We start from the raw sequence: 14,654 nt of genomic DNA, 5'->3' as shown, positions 1-14,654 counted from the left end.
GATCGGGCAATGTGGGGGAGTCAGCGCGACATTCGCTAAAAGAACTTCAAATACCGTTGAATTTCCCAGTCTGAGACGTGGGTGTGATACTCCTCCCATTCCTGGGCTTTGAACTCTGTATAGGCCCTGTACATCAGCGGCCCCATCACCTTTTCACTCAGAGGGTCCCTGGCAAAAGCGGCGATCGCTTCCCCCAGATGGCGGGGTAAAAACCGGATGCCCATCTCGGAGAGTTCTTCCAGGGAATAGGTGTACATGTTTTCGGTGTGAGGATCTCCGGGGTCCAATTCTTCCCGGATGCCTTCTAATCCAGCGGCCAGGATCATCGCCGCACCCAGATAGGGATTACAGGAAATATCAGCAGCCCGACATTCGACGCGCCCCCCAGCCAGGGGAATGCGAAGCATGTTGGTGCGGTTGTTGTTGCCATAGCAAACATAGATGGGAGCCCAGGTAAAGCCGGACATGCTGCCTCTGGCGATCAGACGTTTGTAGCTGTTGACGGTGGGGGCGATCGTGGCGCAGATGGCGGGGGCGTGACGGAGAACCCCGGCAATGAACTGATAGCCCAGTTTGGAGAGTTTGCAGCCCCGGCTATCCTCTGGGTCGTAGAACAGGTTCTCGCCGGTTTTGAGATCGGCCAGGGACATGTTGTAGTGGGCTCCACTCCCCGTGCGGTTGGCAAAGGGTTTGGGCATAAAGGTGGCAAAAAAGCCGTGCTTGCGGGCAATTTCTTTCACCATCAGGCGGAAAAAGGTGAAGCGATCGGCCATCTTAAGGGCATCACAATAGGCGAAGTCAGTCTCGAACTGGCCATTGCCGTCTTCATGGTCGAAGGAATAAACATCCCAGCCCAGGCTGTTCATGGCCTCTACGATTTCGGTGACCCAGGTGTAATTGTCCAGCAGGCCCTGGAGGTCGTAGCAGGGTTTGGCCAGGGTGTCCCGATCGCTGATGGGAACCGCTTTGCCATCTTCTGTTTCCCGCAGAATGAAGAACTCGGTTTCGATGCCCAGGTTGAAGGTAAAGCCCATGGCAGCGGCATCGGCTAAAGCCCGCTTCAGGATGCCTCGACAGCAGGCTTCGAAGGGGGTTCCTTTCAGGTAGAGGTCGCTGGCAAACCAGACCAGTTCGGGATTCCAGGGCAGAATTGTGGCCGAATCTGGATCGGGATGGGTGGCAACTTCCTCGTCACTTACATCCTGGGGAACACCGTCCAGAGCAGCGCCGGTGAATAGTTCGGACCCGGCCATCATCTGGCCCAGGTGGGAGAGGGGCACGGATTTTGCCTTGCACATGCCGTGGATATCGACAAAACTGGCCAGGGCATATTTCACGCCTTTGGATTCCAGGGAGGATTTGAGGGCCTGAAGTTCGGGGGTCAGGGTTGCTGCCATGGGGTGTCCTTACTTTTGGATTCAATTCAAGGGTTTTCTTCCAGGGGGGTGCCTTCGGCCAGAGCGCGGTGGAGCTGAGCGCTCAGTTCAGTGATGCAGGTGTCGAGGATTTGCTGACCAAAGTTGAGGTCGGCTTTGCTGGGGGCTCCCACGGCTCCGTGGACACTCTCCTGGTTGACGGTGTAGGCAAAGAAACAACTGGCCGATCGATCGGGTTCATCCATCGCTTTCTCCATTTGCACCAGATCGGGCCGGAGGGCCAGCATAACGGAGGTTTCGGCACAGTTGGCATGGAAGTTGGCGGCATCCCGATGGTAAAACTGGTGAATTTTGGGGGCAATCTCCCAGATCGATCGCAGGGCAATCCGCAGGTCGGGATAGGTGTGTCGCACGTTTTCTAGCCCACAGCGTAGGGGAGCCCAGTTGGTGACGTGGCCGTTCAGGAGCAGGAGCCGATCGAACCCGGCACTGGCGACCCATTCAGCAATCTCCAGTACCAGCTTGGCCAGGGTTTCAGGACGCAGGGAAATGGTCCCGGCCCATTTTTTGGAATGGCCGAGGGAACAGCCGTAGGGGAGGGCGGGCAGGACGGGGATGCCGGTGCGGGCAGAGACACCATGGGCAACCGCGATCGCCGAGAAGGTGTCTACGCCGACGGGTAAGTGCAGTCCATGCTGCTCCGTTGCCCCTACTGGCAGGATAGCCATGGTCATGCCCTGTTCGCGCAGATGGGTAATCTGTTCCCAGGTGAGTTCTTCCCAGAGGACGGGTCGGGGATCAGGCTGTGTCATAGTCGTGCCGATGCTTGCCTGGAGGCGTTGCTGCAGGCAACGCCTCCAGCAACGCCTGTAGGGGGGGTAGTCCCCTCTGGGGAGGGGTGGCCCGCAGGGCCGGGGTGGGTTTGGATAGGGCAGATGTTAGATGTAATGCCTGTGTCAAAAAGCGGTGCCATAATCATTCCATCTTTTTTAGGTAATCGGAGGGACATCCGGGCAGGCGTCGTCGGTCCAGGTATTCCTGCAAGATCTGGTGATAGCGCTCCCGACCAAAGATGGGATAGTGCCCAGGATAGACGGTTTCAATCGGCAGCTTTTGTAGCCGCTCATAGCTGGTGATGTAGGTTGGGATGTGGCTGCAGTGGAGTTCGTCGAGCAGCTCGCCATCGTAGATGACATCGCCGGAGAACAGTTCCTGCGATCGGGCATCGTAAAGGCCAATACAACCGGGAGAATGCCCCGGCAAATGTAGGACTTCCAGGGCTCGATCGCCCAAGTCCAGTACGTCCCCTGCCTGCAAAATCTGGGTGGGTTCAGTCGCCTGGAGGGTGTAAGTCTCAACCGTAAAGCCTGCATAGGGGAGCTGTTCAAAGTGTTCAGGCTGGACCCATCCCTGTTCCGGGGTGCAGAGGGCTTCGTAATCATTCCCCTGTCGCAGGGCCTCGGCTTCGGCAGCGTGGATGGCCCGCTGCTCAAATTCGTGCATGCCGCCAGAATGATCAAAGTGAATGTGGGAGGCGATCGCCAACAGAGGTTTATCGATCAGAGCAGCAATATAATGCCGCAGACTGGAAACGCCCAGGCCAGTATCAATCAAGAGATCCTGGGTTTGCCCCTTGATCAGCCAGAGATTGGCCCTGTTATACCAGTAATAGTGAGGCTCGGTGATCAGATACAGACCCTCCTGCACCAGGCGGGTGGAAAACCAGCTCTCACAAACAATTTGGGTAGACACGATTTTCTCCAAGAACCGTTACGTCCTCTCCCATCCCAAGCAGGGATGGGAGGGTCTGCCTGGGATGGGATTTAGTCCGTGGGCGTCAGGGCAGGAACAAGGGAGTTAACTGGCCATCACAACTGAGTCGTCATACAGGGACTCAGCTTTCATGGGTTGGGGCACAATTTTGAAGTCATAGGCCCCCTTTGCTGTCAGTTCCAGATTGCCGATCAAACTTTGGGGATTGCTCTTGTTGAACCCAATGGACTTGTTGCCCTCCAGGTCGAACAACTTCACTCCAGTCAGTTGTTCTTTGACTTCATCGCCAGTCACACCCAGTTTTGTCCCTGAGATTTTTAGGGCTTCGGCATCCCCACTGTTGAGCAACTTCACTGCTTTGTCTACGGCGCGAAAATATGCCTTGATGTCTGCTTTACGCTCTTGCAGGAATTTTTCCCGCACAACTACCACATCGGCAATCAGGTTGGTGTCTTTTGTGGAAAAAATAACTTCGCCGCCCCCTTGCTTGACGGCTTGGGACAGGAAGGGCTCGTAAGTCACCGCTACATCAACCTGCTTCGCTGTAAAAGCCGCTGCCGCGTCTGCTGCAGCCAGATCTTTGATGACAACATCTTGCTCGGTTAATCCACCTTTTTGTAAATAAGCCTGCAGGAGGATGCGTTCAAACAAAATATTCTCTCGGCCTACCGTCTTTCCTTTCACGTCCTGGGGGACTTTGATATTACGGCCCAGAATTCCATCTCCTCCATTGGAATAGTCCACCAGATAAATGATCTTAATTGTGGGATCTTTCGCCACCATCTGGACTGCATCTCCGGAGGTGAACCAGCCCATATCAATCTTGCCAGCCAGAAATGCCGTAATCTGTTCGCTGGCGCTCTGGAAGTAAAGATCCTGCACTTTTAGCCCTTCCTGGGAGAAGAAATCTTTGCCGACGGCAACGTGGTGACCGGAATATCCGACCCAGTTATTGGTGGCTGAAACGATGGGCTGGGATTGGGGGGAACTGCCTGTTGTCGGGGTATTGGGGGTGGGCTGCTGGGAGCAGGCAATGGTTAGACAGAGAGAGACGATCGCCAGGGCGATCCAACGAAGCCAAGAGGAAACTTTCAGCATGGATATGCCTGTGAATAATACTGGATAAATTACGAATAGAGGCTATGCAGTTAATGCATCATCACGCAATGCATGAATAATTTGCCGTTTAACAGCAACAAACTCGGAAGAGAGTTTGATATCTAGATCGCGGTGTTCCGGTAGGGGAATCGTAATCTCAGATTGGATATAGCCTGGACGGGAGCCCATGACATAAACCCGTTGAGACAAGTAGATGGCTTCTTCCACATCGTGGGTAATCATCAGCACGGTGACATGGGTCCGCTCCCACAATTCCAGCAAGAATTGCTGCATCTGTTCTTTGGTCTGGGCATCCAAGGCTCCAAACGGTTCATCCATCAGTAGAACAGCCGGTTCATTGGCCAAAGCCCGAGCGATCGCCACCCGCTGTTTCATCCCGCCAGACAATTGCTTGGGATAGCTGTGGGCAAACTGCCCCAGACCTACCACATCCAGGAAATAGCGTACCCGCTCCCGCTGCTCCGCTTTGGGCATCCCCTGGAACTGCAGGCCAAAGGCCACGTTCTGGGCTACAGTGAGCCAGGGATAGAGGGTATAGCCCTGGAATACCATGCCCCGATCGGAGCCAGGACGCCCCGTGACGCATTGCCCATCCACCGTCACCCGGCCTTCGGAAGGAGGAATCAGTCCGGCAATGATGTTCAGCAGGGTAGACTTGCCGCAGCCGGAGGAGCCCACGAGACAGACAAACTCCCGGGGGAAGATCTCAAAATTGATATCCTGCAAAACAGTTAGTTTCTGTTTCCCCCTTGTGGCATAGGTTTTATAGACCCCCTGCACAGATAGTTTTGCGGCTGAGGTCAGGGGTGATTCACTGAAAGGGGTACGGCTTGCAGTTTGCTGATGCATCTTTTGATGCCTGGAATGGGTAATTAACATTGGGAGAAAAGCTCCTGAGGAATGACTATAAGCGTTCTGAAGAAAATTTCTGTAAATTGCTAAACGGTTATGTTGTCAAGTCATTTTTCCAGGCAATCCTGGCTTGTCAAATCAGGCAACCCCTATGAACTGAAATCCAGTAGATGCAAAAGCCCAGGAGAGAACAGCAGGGGCTGTACAACTCTCCCGGGCTTTTATCCCGCCGTGTAATCTATCTAGCTTTTCCATACCGGAAAATCTGATAAACCGACCCCTCTCGGACCAGCCACCCATTTCAGTTACAGGTCGGAACCCTAGAGATCTTATGAAATTGAGAAATTCTTAAACTTTTCAGAACCTTTTTAGCAATAGACAATGGTATAGCTGCTTAATTGGGCTATTTTTGTATCGAAAATAACGAAATGTCAATTTATTGCCATAGGGGCTGAATTTAGGGAATCCAAGGCATCAATTTTCAGCACCTTGATTTAGAATGTGTCGAGAAGTCCAGGATACCTGAGCAAGGATATAAAGTAGCGTTCCCTGCTACGATTGCTCAAAGCCAAACATTAAACATACCTCTAGGGTTCCGACTTAAACCCCAGCTTAAGTGTCTGGTCCGAGAGAGGTAAGCTGCTAAGGATCGAAAACTAAATAAAGTAGGGGTTTGGGGGCGAAGCCCCCAAGCAGGGGCAACACCCCTGCACCCCAATTGTTCATCTTATTTAATTCGTGATCCTAAGGTCTTCCTGTAAAAGGAGATGGCAGTTACACGGCGGGATAAAAGCCCGGGAGAGACAGGCAACCGTGTCGAATGAGTTGCTGCTTTCCTGGGCTTTTGTGTTGATCATCACCATCATTCTGGAGCTATGCCATGACAGATGCCCCTCTCTTTCAGAACCCCAATGCTGGAGGTGAAACTCCCTCCACGGAAGCCAGCCGAGCCCTGGAATTGGAAAGCCGCCTCCCCCTGACGGGCTGGCAACAGGAAGTGTCCCGAGGATTGGAGTATGGGTTGGAGGCAGCAGAGAGTATTCGCGATCGCTCCATTCCCACCTTCTCCAGAGGGGAACTGCCTCACTATGCCGGGATTAATACCTTTCTGAAAGCCCCCTATCTGGAGGATGTGCGCCGGGTGGGTGAATATGATGTGGCGGTGGTGGGGGTGCCCCACGACTCCGGTACAACCTACCGTCCAGGAACTCGCTTTGGACCACAGGGTATCCGCCGCATCTCAGCCCTCTATACCCCCTACAACTTTGAGTTGGGGGTTGACCTGCGGGAACAGATTACCCTCTGTGATGTGGGGGATATTTTTACCATTCCGGCTAATAACGAGAAGTCCTTTGACCAGATTTCCAGAGGGGTGGCCCATATCTTCAGTTCGGGAGCATTTCCGATCATTCTGGGGGGCGACCACTCGATCGGCTTTCCCACAGTGCGAGGCGTCTGCCGCCACCTGGGAGACAAGAAAGTGGGGATTATTCACTTCGATCGCCATGTGGATACCCAGGAAACGGACCTGGATGAGCGGATGCACACCTGTCCCTGGTTCCATGCCACCAATATGAAGAATGCTCCGGCTAAAAACCTGGTGCAGTTGGGGATCGGGGGCTGGCAAGTGCCCCGTCAGGGGGTGAAGGTCTGCCGGGAACGGGCCACCAATATCCTCACGGTTACGGACATTACGGAAATGGGCATTGATGCCGCCGTAGAGTTTGCCCTGGAGCGGGCAATGGATGGAACGGACTGTGTTTACATCAGCTTTGATATTGACTGTATTGATGCTGGGTTTGTCCCCGGCACAGGCTGGCCAGAACCGGGGGGCTTGCTGCCCCGGGAGGCCCTGGCCCTGCTGGGTAAGATCATCCGGCGGGCTCCCGTCTGTGGGCTGGAGGTGGTGGAAGTGTCGCCCCCCTACGACATCAGTGACATCACCTCCCTGATGGCCACCCGCGTCATCTGTGATGCCCTGGCTCACCTGGTTCTCTCCGGCCAACTGCCCCGCAAGGCCAAGCCTGCCTATATTCATCCCGAAGCCCAACCAGAACTGGTGGATTGGACCTGAGTATGCATGAAACGGATATGACTCGGGCCTTGATTGTGACGATCCGGGACTGGTGGGAAGCCCAGCCCGATCGTCCGTCCATTGCCAGAGTGCATCTGGTGGTGGGTCAGTTTACCTGTGTGGAGCCGGTGAGTCTGCAATTTGCCTTCGAGGTGCAGACTCGCAATACCTTTTTGGCCGGAGCAGAACTGGTGATTCGGGAGACGCCCCTGATTGCTTTCTGCCACGCTTGCCAACAGGAGTATGAGCCTCAGATTGGCACCCAGTATACGTGCCCGACTTGTCGATCGCCGATGGAGGAGATTCGATCGGGCCGGGAATTGAAAATCGATGGCATTGATTATGCGGATACCGCGTGCAAAATGTCCTGGTAGAGACCCAGGCAACGCCTGTCCCATCACGGCCCGCAGGGCCACTCCTCCCAAGACAATCACTCCCCGTACAGGTATTGCCTGCAACGCTTCTTCTAACCCTAAATCCTCTATGCACCAAACCTTTGACGCTGCTTTGGAAATCAATTTGCTCCATGCCAATCAGGCCGGGGCTGACCATAACCGGGCTCATTTTGATGCCTGGGGTATCACCTGTTTCAATCTCATGAGCAGTCCTGGTGCTGGGAAGACGGTGCTACTGGAAAAGACCCTGGCGACCCTCAGCTCTGAACTAAAACTGGCAGTGATCGAGGGGGATATGACGACGGAACTGGATGCCGATCGCCTGCGCCAGTATGGGGTGCCGGTGATCGCTATCAACACCGGTCGATCGTGCCATCTGGATGCCAAAATGGTGGCCGGTGGTCTGCATCGCCTGGAGCAGGAGCATAATCCGGCTGAATTGGAGGTGGTGTTTGTGGAGAATGTGGGCAACCTGGTTTGTCCGGCGGAATTTGAGGTGGGAGAACATGCCAAAGTGGCCCTGCTCAGCCTTACGGAAGGGGAAGACAAGCCTCTGAAGTACCCGATCATGTTTCGGGAGGCGAATTGTCTGCTGATCACGAAGATGGATCTGGCTCCCTATCTGGAGGCTGATTTGCAACGGATTGAGGCTAATATTCGCCAGATGAATTCCCAGGCAACAATTATCCCTGTTTCGGCTCGGACGGGAGAGGGGCTGGATGCCTGGTTTAATTGGGTGCGGCAGCAGGTTTCCAAATGTAATAGATCACGCCCCCATCGTCATCTGTCAGCAGAAACGCCGCTGGCCCAAATTTGAGAATATCCACAGGTCTGCCATAGACTCTGCCCTGCTGTAGGAAGCCGGTGATGAAGTCCTGGGGGGAGGTGCCTGGACGGACCCGAATGACCCGATAACCCCGGCCCAGACTAATTTTGCCGGAGCCATGCAGGGCCACCAGGAAAGAATCTTTTAGGCTCGTGATCGGGGAAGTAGACTCAAAATATTCCAGGCCCAGGGGCGCACTGTGGGCAGGGAAGGTCGTGGTAGCCAGGGGAACGGTGCCGCAATTCACCCGCTTGGAAGAGGATTGAAATTGGGGATCGGCGTAGAGGCGAGATTGGTATTGATAACAGTAGGGCCAGCCATAGTTTTGCTGGGGTTTGAGGGCATAAAAAGTTTCCTCTGGCCGATCGTCCCCCAGATGATCGGAGCCCATGTTGGTGGCAAACAACTGCCCTTCCACCCACTTGAGGCCCACCGCATTGCGCAAGCCGCTAGCAAAAATTTGCTGATTTTTGCCATCCAGATCCATTTCTAACACTGTCGCTCGAACTGCTTCCTTTTCCTCACAGGCATTACAACTGCTGCCCACTGAAACATACACTTTCTCATTGGCAATCAGCACGGTGCGGGTCAGGTGCCAACCGCCATACTTGTAGCTCAGGCCATAGGCTGGAAACTGGGCCACGACTTGCAAACTACCGGAGGGAGCGTTATCCCCATTGCGGTAGGGGTAGCGCACCAGTCGATCGGTCAGGGCCACGTAAAGCCATTGCAGACCTGCTCGATCGGTATGAAAGGTGATGCTGTTCGGATTGCGTAACCCTGTGAGATAGGGAATGACCTGACGGAAGCGGTTCTGCTTAGTATCAAAGTCTTGCAGAATATAGATTTTGCCCTTCTGGTTGTCGGTTTTGTCATGCATATCGGTGACAAAAATCCGACCATCGGGACTGGGAGCCATAAACCGAACTCGCTTCAGCCCCTGAGCAGCAACAGTGATGCGCAATTCTGACGGGAGGTAAAGGTTAAAACTCCTACCCTTGCTCAGGGAAATTCGATTTGGCTTGAGTCCGGATCGAGTTGCCGCGATCGGCGGATTCGTTGCCCTGGGAGCGAAGGAATGACCTGCCTGGACAGCGGAGAGTACGATCGCCATCAGAGCCTGCTGTAAAACCATCATCACTACGCTCCTTGCTCTGAGTCGGTCGCCATTATAGCAAGTCCTAAACCCATTCAGAATTCCAGCTAGAACTGCTGCTGCCTTTGTCTTGGAATGAGACTCAATCTATATCATTAAGTCTAAAATCAATACAATGAGTCTCTTTTTAAGGCATCAACCCAAATTCATATCTTATTTTGAGACTCAATCAATCTTTTTAAGTCCAATATAAATACAATAAGACTTATTGTAAGAGATTAATATCTCAAATTGAGACTCAATTTCTATTTTTGGGTCCAAGTAAGAATAAGTAAGTCCCACGATTCAACTCTATTCAGCAAGCAGGTGTGCGATACTCAACCCATTGAATGTGCTAGCTAAAGGAGCATCCACCCTTGCTCAGAGCCCTGAAAGCAAAGTTTGACCTGCCTCTGAAATTCTGGATCATTGCCCTGATCGCGTTTATCAACTCTGTTAGCTTTACAATCATCATTCCGATTCTGTATCCCTACGCCAAAGAATTTGGTCTGAGCGACTTCCAGGCCAGTCTTCTGACTACTAGCTATGCCATTTCGCAGTTTTTAGCGGCTCCTGTCCTGGGCCGCTTCTCTGACTTTATGGGTCGGAAGCCTCTGCTGGTCATCAGCTTGATCGGAACGGTGATCGCAAATCTGGTTGCCAGCTTTACCCCTTTTGCCTGGTTGCTCTTTGCTGCTCGCATTATGGATGGTTTGACCGGGGGGAATACCTCCATAGCCCAGGCCGTGATCAGTGACACCACCACCCCTGCCGATCGTCCCAAAGCTTTTGGGCTATTTGATGCAGCTTTCCGCCTGGGCTTTGTGACCGGACCTGCGATCAGCTATTTTGCCCAGTCTCTACCCACGTTTCCGGGGGTTTCTCCCCTGGGAATGAGCTTCTTTGTTGGTGCGGCGATCGCTCTGATTGCGGTAGTTCTGACGACACTGCTCCTGCCAGAAACCCTGCCTCGCCGAGAAATCCTGCACCTGAATTGGGGGATATTCCGCTTCGGTAAAATCCTGCGGGCTGTGCAGCGTCCCAAAATTGGCCCTGCATTCATGCTGACATTTATGAGTGGGTTTACTTTTACCATTTTCACCTTTGCATTCCAGCCATTTTTTCTGCATGTCCTGCGTCAAAATGCACATACCCTGGCGATCGTCTTTACCTTGATTGGGGTCGTCGGTGTCCTGACCCAGGTTTTTGCGGTCGATCCGCTGACCAAACGGTTTAACCTGGTGGATGTGCTGGCGGGGGCGATCGCAGGGCGGGCCTTGGTTTTCCTGCTGATTCCCCTTTTTCCATCGTTGCCAGCCTTTATTGTGCTGGCTGGATTGCTGGGAATTACCAATTCTTTTCCGATGCCGTTGATCAGTTCCATGCTGTCGATCAACAGCAACGATCGGGAGCAGGGAGAGGTACAGGGAATTAATGCATCTTATCTGAGTATTTCGAATGCGCTGGGACCGGCAGTCGCAGGGATTTTAGTGGGGATTAGCTACAGCATGCCTTTCTGGGTTACAGCCCTGTTGACCCTGTTGACTGCCGGATTTGCCCTGAGATTAAAATCCACCCTGAACTGCCGATAGGCTGAGGTGAGGCACCTGAAACTTCCTATATGACTTCTTAAGAATTTCTTTCTATTTATCTTTTCTGCCTCATCCTGGGAATTATTAAGGTATGCCGATTAAAGTGGGTTGCCGTCGGCTATCTCATCCGAGGGATTGCTGACAACACCTGGCCAAAAAAGGTGTGCTGCCATCACAGTTTAAATTGGTATTACAAGGAGAGTGCAGGTTCGCAGCTATCTATCGGCTGAGCCGAACATAAGCGTTTATGTCCATTCCTACTGCTGCCCATGCTCAAAATGACCCGTTCCAGAATGACCCATCCCAGCACAGAATAGACTGGTTTCGTGATTTTGATTTTCCTGGTGTTGTCTACAGAATCATTCAGGTGAATGGGAGCATTCAGGTATCGTATGTCAGTTCGGGCTTTCGCGAACTATTTGAAGCTGAGCCGGAAACTGCCTTAACCTCTGAGAATCCAATTGAAGCGAGCATTTATCCAGAAGATGTTCTTTCCTGGAGAAATGCAGTTGCAACAACCCTACAAACATTACAGCCCCTGAAATGGAAGGGACGGATTCTCCTGCCTTCCGGACAGATTAAGTGGGTTCAAATCAATGGAAAAGCAAGACAGAATAGTCAGCAGGAGACTATTTGTGATGGTTTAATTGTTGATATTAGTGAGCAAAAATCTACACTTTTTGAGCAGGAGCACAGCGAGGAAGAACAGCATCAAACAGAGATAGCTTTACAGTTTCAAACGGCACAGGAAAGATTAATAGAAGCCGTTACTTATAACATTCGTCAATCTCTTGATTTGCAACAGGTTCTGCAAGCAACGGTGGAGCAAGTACAGCAGTTTTTGCTGGCTGATCGGGTGATTATTTGTCAAATGAATGCTCCTTCCTATGTGGTGGGTTCGATCGTGGCTGAGGCCTGCTCACCGCAGTATGCATCCCTTCTGGGTTGGGAAATTGGAAATTTTCCCCTGGCCCATACAAAGTTGTACCAGATGGGACATTATCAGGCGATCAGCAATATTCATCAATCAGAGCTTGATCCGGCTTATGTTCAGCTTTTAGAAACATTCGAGGTCAAGGCCCAACTGGTTATGCCAATCCTGTTTGCCTTGGAGGATCAAACCAGCTATCTCGTACCAGCTCCTTCTGGTCAATTTGTTTGGGGGTTATTAATTGCCCACCAATGTAGCGAGGTCCGTCAATGGCAGTTATGGGAAATTGAGTTATTACAGCGGATTGAGCATCAGCTTGCTGTCGCGATTCATCAGGCAGAACTCTATCAAGAATTGCAGACTCTGAATACGGATTTGGAATCTCAGGTTCAGCAGCGCACCACACAACTTCAACGGGCACTCGGTTCAGAGGCCGTCCTGTGGCGGATTACGGAGAAAGTGCGGGACACTCTGGATGAAAACATTATTCTGCAAACGGCGATTCGAGAATTATCGCTGACGCTGAATCTCAAAAGTTGTCACACCAGTCTCTACAATATTTCCCAAAGAATAGCAACGGTCTATTACGAATATGCAGCGAATAGCTGCTTGTGCAATCAGTACAACATCTTAATGGCAGACTTTGTAGAGATCTATGACTCCCTGTTGCAGGGGAAGCCCCTACAGTTTTGCCCCCTCGCAACCTATCCGGCGGGAGAGCGGATCTCTTTACTGGCTTGCCCGATTACGGATGGACAGCAAATCCTGGGGGATCTCTGGCTCCTGCATCACAGTGACTATTGTTTTAATCGGCAGGAAATCCAACTGGTGCAGCAGGTCGCCAATCAATGTGCGATCGCCATCCGACAATCCCGGCTTTATCAAAAAGCCCAAAGCCAGATTCAGGAGTTACAAAAGCTCAACCTTCTGAAGGACGATTTTCTCAGTACCATCTCCCACGAACTCAGGACTCCTCTTTCCAACATTAAGATGTCAACCCAACTCTTGGAAATGATCCTGCGTGAACTGCACGTCCTCCCGGCTGAGAATTGGAAATCTGGCACCTCCAGAAAAACAGATAAGGTGGCCCGCTGTTTGAAGATCTTGGCGGAGGAATGCGATCGGGAGATTAACCTGATCAATGATTTGCTGATGTTGCAGCAACTGGATGCTAATACCCAACCCCTGATCGTGAGTAAAATTCTCCTGCAGGACTGGTTACCCCAGGTGGTTGAAACCTATGAGGAGCGCTTTACCAGTCGTCAGCAAACTTGGATACTTGACGTTGCTGCAACCTTACCGCCTCTGTTTTCTGATCTGTTTCTGTTTAACCGTTTGATCGGAGAGTTGTTTAGCAATGCGTACAAGTTCACCCCTGCACAGGAGCGGGTTGACATTGCCGTCCAGTTAACGGACTCGGGCAGGTTTCGGATCAGGGTGAGCAATACCGGTATCGAAATCCCTGCCAGCGAATTGGATACTGTGTTTAATCGCTTTTATCGCATTCCCAGTGCCGATCCCTGGAAACATGGGGGGACGGGGCTGGGACTGGCTCTAGTCCAAAAGTTATCCAATTATCTGGGGGGAACTGTTTGGGCAGAGAGTGGTTCTGGGCAAACTTGTTTTACGGTGGAATTGCCTGCTCACTGGGATGAGTCATCACAAGGTACGCAAGAGGGAGGGACGATCGCATGAATGGATCTGAACTGATAGAGCGATACGCAGCAGGGGAACGCAATTTCTCTGGCATTCACCTGGTGGGGGTCAATCTGAGTCATATTGACCTGAGTCATGCTGATTTTAGCCGTGCCCTTTTGACCGAGGTTTCTCTCCAGGGGGCTTTTCTCTGCGGCGCAGATTTGAGCTATGTCACCATGGAAGCGGTTGACCTCTCCCAGGCTGATTTAACCAGAGCCAATCTGACAGGGGCTTTCCTGGCCAAGGCTACATTGATCAATACCGAAATGAGTGGAGCGATTCTGCTCGGAAGTAATTTGCATGCGGCGGATCTGCGCCATAGTTCACTGCACGGGGCTGATTTAACCCAGGCGGACCTGAGTGAAGCTGTGCTGACGGACGCGGATCTGAGCCGGGCCACCTTAAGTGGGGCCAATCTACGTGGAATTCGGTTATAAAAAGGCAGGAGTCAGCTCAATTCCAGAAAACCCCCATCAATCGGAAAGTAGTACAAAAAAACTAGCTAAGATTTAGTCCAATTTTAGGCCATGTTTTATTAAAACCCTTTCCAGGCAAGGTCAAAACATTGCGGGTCCCGCAATTTATGGATGGGGAGGGATCGTCCTAATTCAGAGAACTGCGACACAACCTTCATATTGGGGCGATGTCGGTGCTTTTTTATCAAAAAATGATGAAGATGGCCGCAGAATTTCCATTTCCCATTTGCAGATGGCAATAATAACTTCAAGGAATGCCTGAGAGGTGCTTAAATATACATGCTTTATCTACCGTGCTACTGAGTGAACTGGAGTATATTTGATCTTCTTTGTCACTCAAACTATCGCTAAGCAAAGGTATTTCACTTCTTAAATCCCCTCCAATCAGTTATAGAGAATTGCCTGGA

Annotated in this window: 13 protein-coding genes and 2 riboswitches; of the genes, 6 read left to right on the top strand and 7 right to left on the bottom strand. The window is 51.9% G+C overall.

Annotation, left to right across the window (positions count from 1 at the left end; all coding sequences use genetic code 11):
- Nucleotides 1-35: 35 nt before the first annotated feature.
- The 6 genes from glnT to BST81_RS01145 all read right to left on the bottom strand — a co-directional run bounded on the left by glnT (nucleotide 36) and on the right by BST81_RS01145 (nucleotide 5,117).
- A complete protein-coding gene (glnT, locus tag BST81_RS01165) occupies nucleotides 36-1,397 on the bottom strand; it encodes a type III glutamate--ammonia ligase (RefSeq protein ID WP_075596695.1) in 1,362 nt (453 codons plus the stop codon).
- 26 nt (nucleotides 1,398-1,423) lie between these two features.
- Nucleotides 1,424-2,188: a creatininase family protein gene (locus tag BST81_RS01160; protein ID WP_075596694.1), complete on the bottom strand. Its 765-nt coding sequence runs from the start codon at nucleotides 2,186-2,188 to the stop codon at nucleotides 1,424-1,426.
- Nucleotides 2,175-2,336: a hypothetical protein gene (locus BST81_RS27850; RefSeq protein ID WP_171974627.1), complete on the bottom strand. Its 162-nt coding sequence runs from the start codon at nucleotides 2,334-2,336 to the stop codon at nucleotides 2,175-2,177. The genes BST81_RS01160 and BST81_RS27850 overlap by 14 nt, the downstream gene beginning before the upstream one ends.
- 15 nt (nucleotides 2,337-2,351) lie before the next feature.
- Complete coding sequence (locus BST81_RS01155) at nucleotides 2,352-3,128, bottom strand: MBL fold metallo-hydrolase (RefSeq protein WP_075596693.1); 777 nt, start codon at nucleotides 3,126-3,128, stop codon at nucleotides 2,352-2,354.
- A gap of 105 nt (nucleotides 3,129-3,233) precedes the next feature.
- Nucleotides 3,234-4,247, bottom strand: a complete 1,014-nt coding sequence (locus BST81_RS01150; protein WP_075596692.1) for an ABC transporter substrate-binding protein — start codon at nucleotides 4,245-4,247, stop codon at nucleotides 3,234-3,236.
- Between the two features lie 42 nt (nucleotides 4,248-4,289).
- Nucleotides 4,290-5,117: an ABC transporter ATP-binding protein gene (locus BST81_RS01145; RefSeq protein ID WP_075596752.1), complete on the bottom strand. Its 828-nt coding sequence runs from the start codon at nucleotides 5,115-5,117 to the stop codon at nucleotides 4,290-4,292.
- Between the two features lie 211 nt (nucleotides 5,118-5,328).
- Nucleotides 5,329-5,455: riboswitch (guanidine-I (ykkC/yxkD leader) on the bottom strand.
- A gap of 241 nt (nucleotides 5,456-5,696) precedes the next feature.
- Nucleotides 5,697-5,923, top strand: a riboswitch (guanidine-I (ykkC/yxkD leader).
- 77 nt (nucleotides 5,924-6,000) lie between these two features.
- On the opposite strand from BST81_RS01145, the gene BST81_RS01140 reads away from it, so the two are divergent.
- From BST81_RS01140 to hypB, 3 genes are all read left to right on the top strand, one after another.
- The gene (locus BST81_RS01140) at nucleotides 6,001-7,194 is read left to right on the top strand and encodes an agmatinase family protein (RefSeq protein WP_075596691.1); all 1,194 of its coding nucleotides are present in this window, start codon (nucleotides 6,001-6,003) and stop codon (nucleotides 7,192-7,194) included.
- Nucleotides 7,195-7,196: 2 nt separating this feature from the next.
- Nucleotides 7,197-7,568 carry a hydrogenase maturation nickel metallochaperone HypA gene (gene hypA, locus BST81_RS01135; protein ID WP_075596690.1) on the top strand — a complete coding sequence of 124 codons (372 nt, stop codon included), beginning with the start codon at nucleotides 7,197-7,199 and terminating at the stop codon, nucleotides 7,566-7,568.
- A 109-nt stretch (nucleotides 7,569-7,677) separates the two neighbouring features.
- Nucleotides 7,678-8,406 (top strand): hydrogenase nickel incorporation protein HypB, encoded by a 729-nt coding sequence (gene hypB / locus BST81_RS01130; RefSeq protein ID WP_075596689.1) that lies wholly within the window; start codon nucleotides 7,678-7,680, stop codon nucleotides 8,404-8,406.
- On the opposite strand, the gene BST81_RS01125 is transcribed toward hypB, so the two are convergent.
- Entirely contained in the window at nucleotides 8,318-9,553 is a 1,236-nt protein-coding gene (locus BST81_RS01125) for a PQQ-dependent sugar dehydrogenase (RefSeq protein WP_216351167.1), read from the bottom strand. The two genes, hypB and BST81_RS01125, sit on opposite strands and share 89 nt — an antisense overlap.
- Before the next feature lie 374 nt (nucleotides 9,554-9,927).
- Here BST81_RS01125 and BST81_RS01120 point away from each other — a divergent pair, with 374 nt between their 5' ends.
- The 3 genes from BST81_RS01120 to BST81_RS01105 all read left to right on the top strand — a co-directional run bounded on the left by BST81_RS01120 (nucleotide 9,928) and on the right by BST81_RS01105 (nucleotide 14,208).
- Nucleotides 9,928-11,142, top strand: coding sequence for an MFS transporter (locus BST81_RS01120; RefSeq protein ID WP_075596688.1), 1,215 nt, complete (start codon nucleotides 9,928-9,930; stop codon nucleotides 11,140-11,142).
- A 247-nt stretch (nucleotides 11,143-11,389) separates the two neighbouring features.
- Nucleotides 11,390-13,768 (top strand): GAF domain-containing protein, encoded by a 2,379-nt coding sequence (locus BST81_RS01110; protein ID WP_083636550.1) that lies wholly within the window; start codon nucleotides 11,390-11,392, stop codon nucleotides 13,766-13,768.
- On the top strand, nucleotides 13,765-14,208 hold the full coding sequence (locus BST81_RS01105; RefSeq protein ID WP_075596687.1) for a pentapeptide repeat-containing protein: 444 nt from the start codon (nucleotides 13,765-13,767) through the stop codon (nucleotides 14,206-14,208). The genes BST81_RS01110 and BST81_RS01105 overlap by 4 nt, the downstream gene beginning before the upstream one ends.
- The last annotated feature ends 446 nt before the right edge of the window (nucleotides 14,209-14,654 follow it).

Source organism: Leptolyngbya sp. 'hensonii' (genome assembly GCF_001939115.1).
Taxonomy (GTDB): domain Bacteria; phylum Cyanobacteriota; class Cyanobacteriia.
The sequence above is the reverse complement of the archived record's forward strand: the minus strand, read 5'-3'. Positions and strand labels throughout refer to the sequence as shown.

Excerpts from the sequence above, each read along its gene's own strand:
- BST81_RS01110 (WP_083636550.1), top strand. The coding sequence starts at position 11,390 with ATGTCCATTCCTACTGCTGCCCATGCTCAAAATGACCCGTTCCAGAAT.
- glnT (WP_075596695.1), bottom strand. The coding sequence starts at position 1,397 with ATGGCAGCAACCCTGACCCCCGAACTTCAGGCCCTCAAATCCTCCCTG.
- BST81_RS01150 (WP_075596692.1), bottom strand. The coding sequence starts at position 4,247 with ATGCTGAAAGTTTCCTCTTGGCTTCGTTGGATCGCCCTGGCGATCGTC.
- BST81_RS01145 (WP_075596752.1), bottom strand. The coding sequence starts at position 5,117 with ATGCATCAGCAAACTGCAAGCCGTACCCCTTTCAGTGAATCACCCCTG.
- hypB (WP_075596689.1), top strand. The coding sequence starts at position 7,678 with ATGCACCAAACCTTTGACGCTGCTTTGGAAATCAATTTGCTCCATGCC.
- BST81_RS01160 (WP_075596694.1), bottom strand. The coding sequence starts at position 2,188 with ATGACACAGCCTGATCCCCGACCCGTCCTCTGGGAAGAACTCACCTGG.
- BST81_RS01125 (WP_216351167.1), bottom strand. The coding sequence starts at position 9,553 with ATGATGGTTTTACAGCAGGCTCTGATGGCGATCGTACTCTCCGCTGTC.
- BST81_RS01105 (WP_075596687.1), top strand. The coding sequence starts at position 13,765 with ATGAATGGATCTGAACTGATAGAGCGATACGCAGCAGGGGAACGCAAT.
- hypA (WP_075596690.1), top strand. The coding sequence starts at position 7,197 with ATGCATGAAACGGATATGACTCGGGCCTTGATTGTGACGATCCGGGAC.
- BST81_RS01140 (WP_075596691.1), top strand. The coding sequence starts at position 6,001 with ATGACAGATGCCCCTCTCTTTCAGAACCCCAATGCTGGAGGTGAAACT.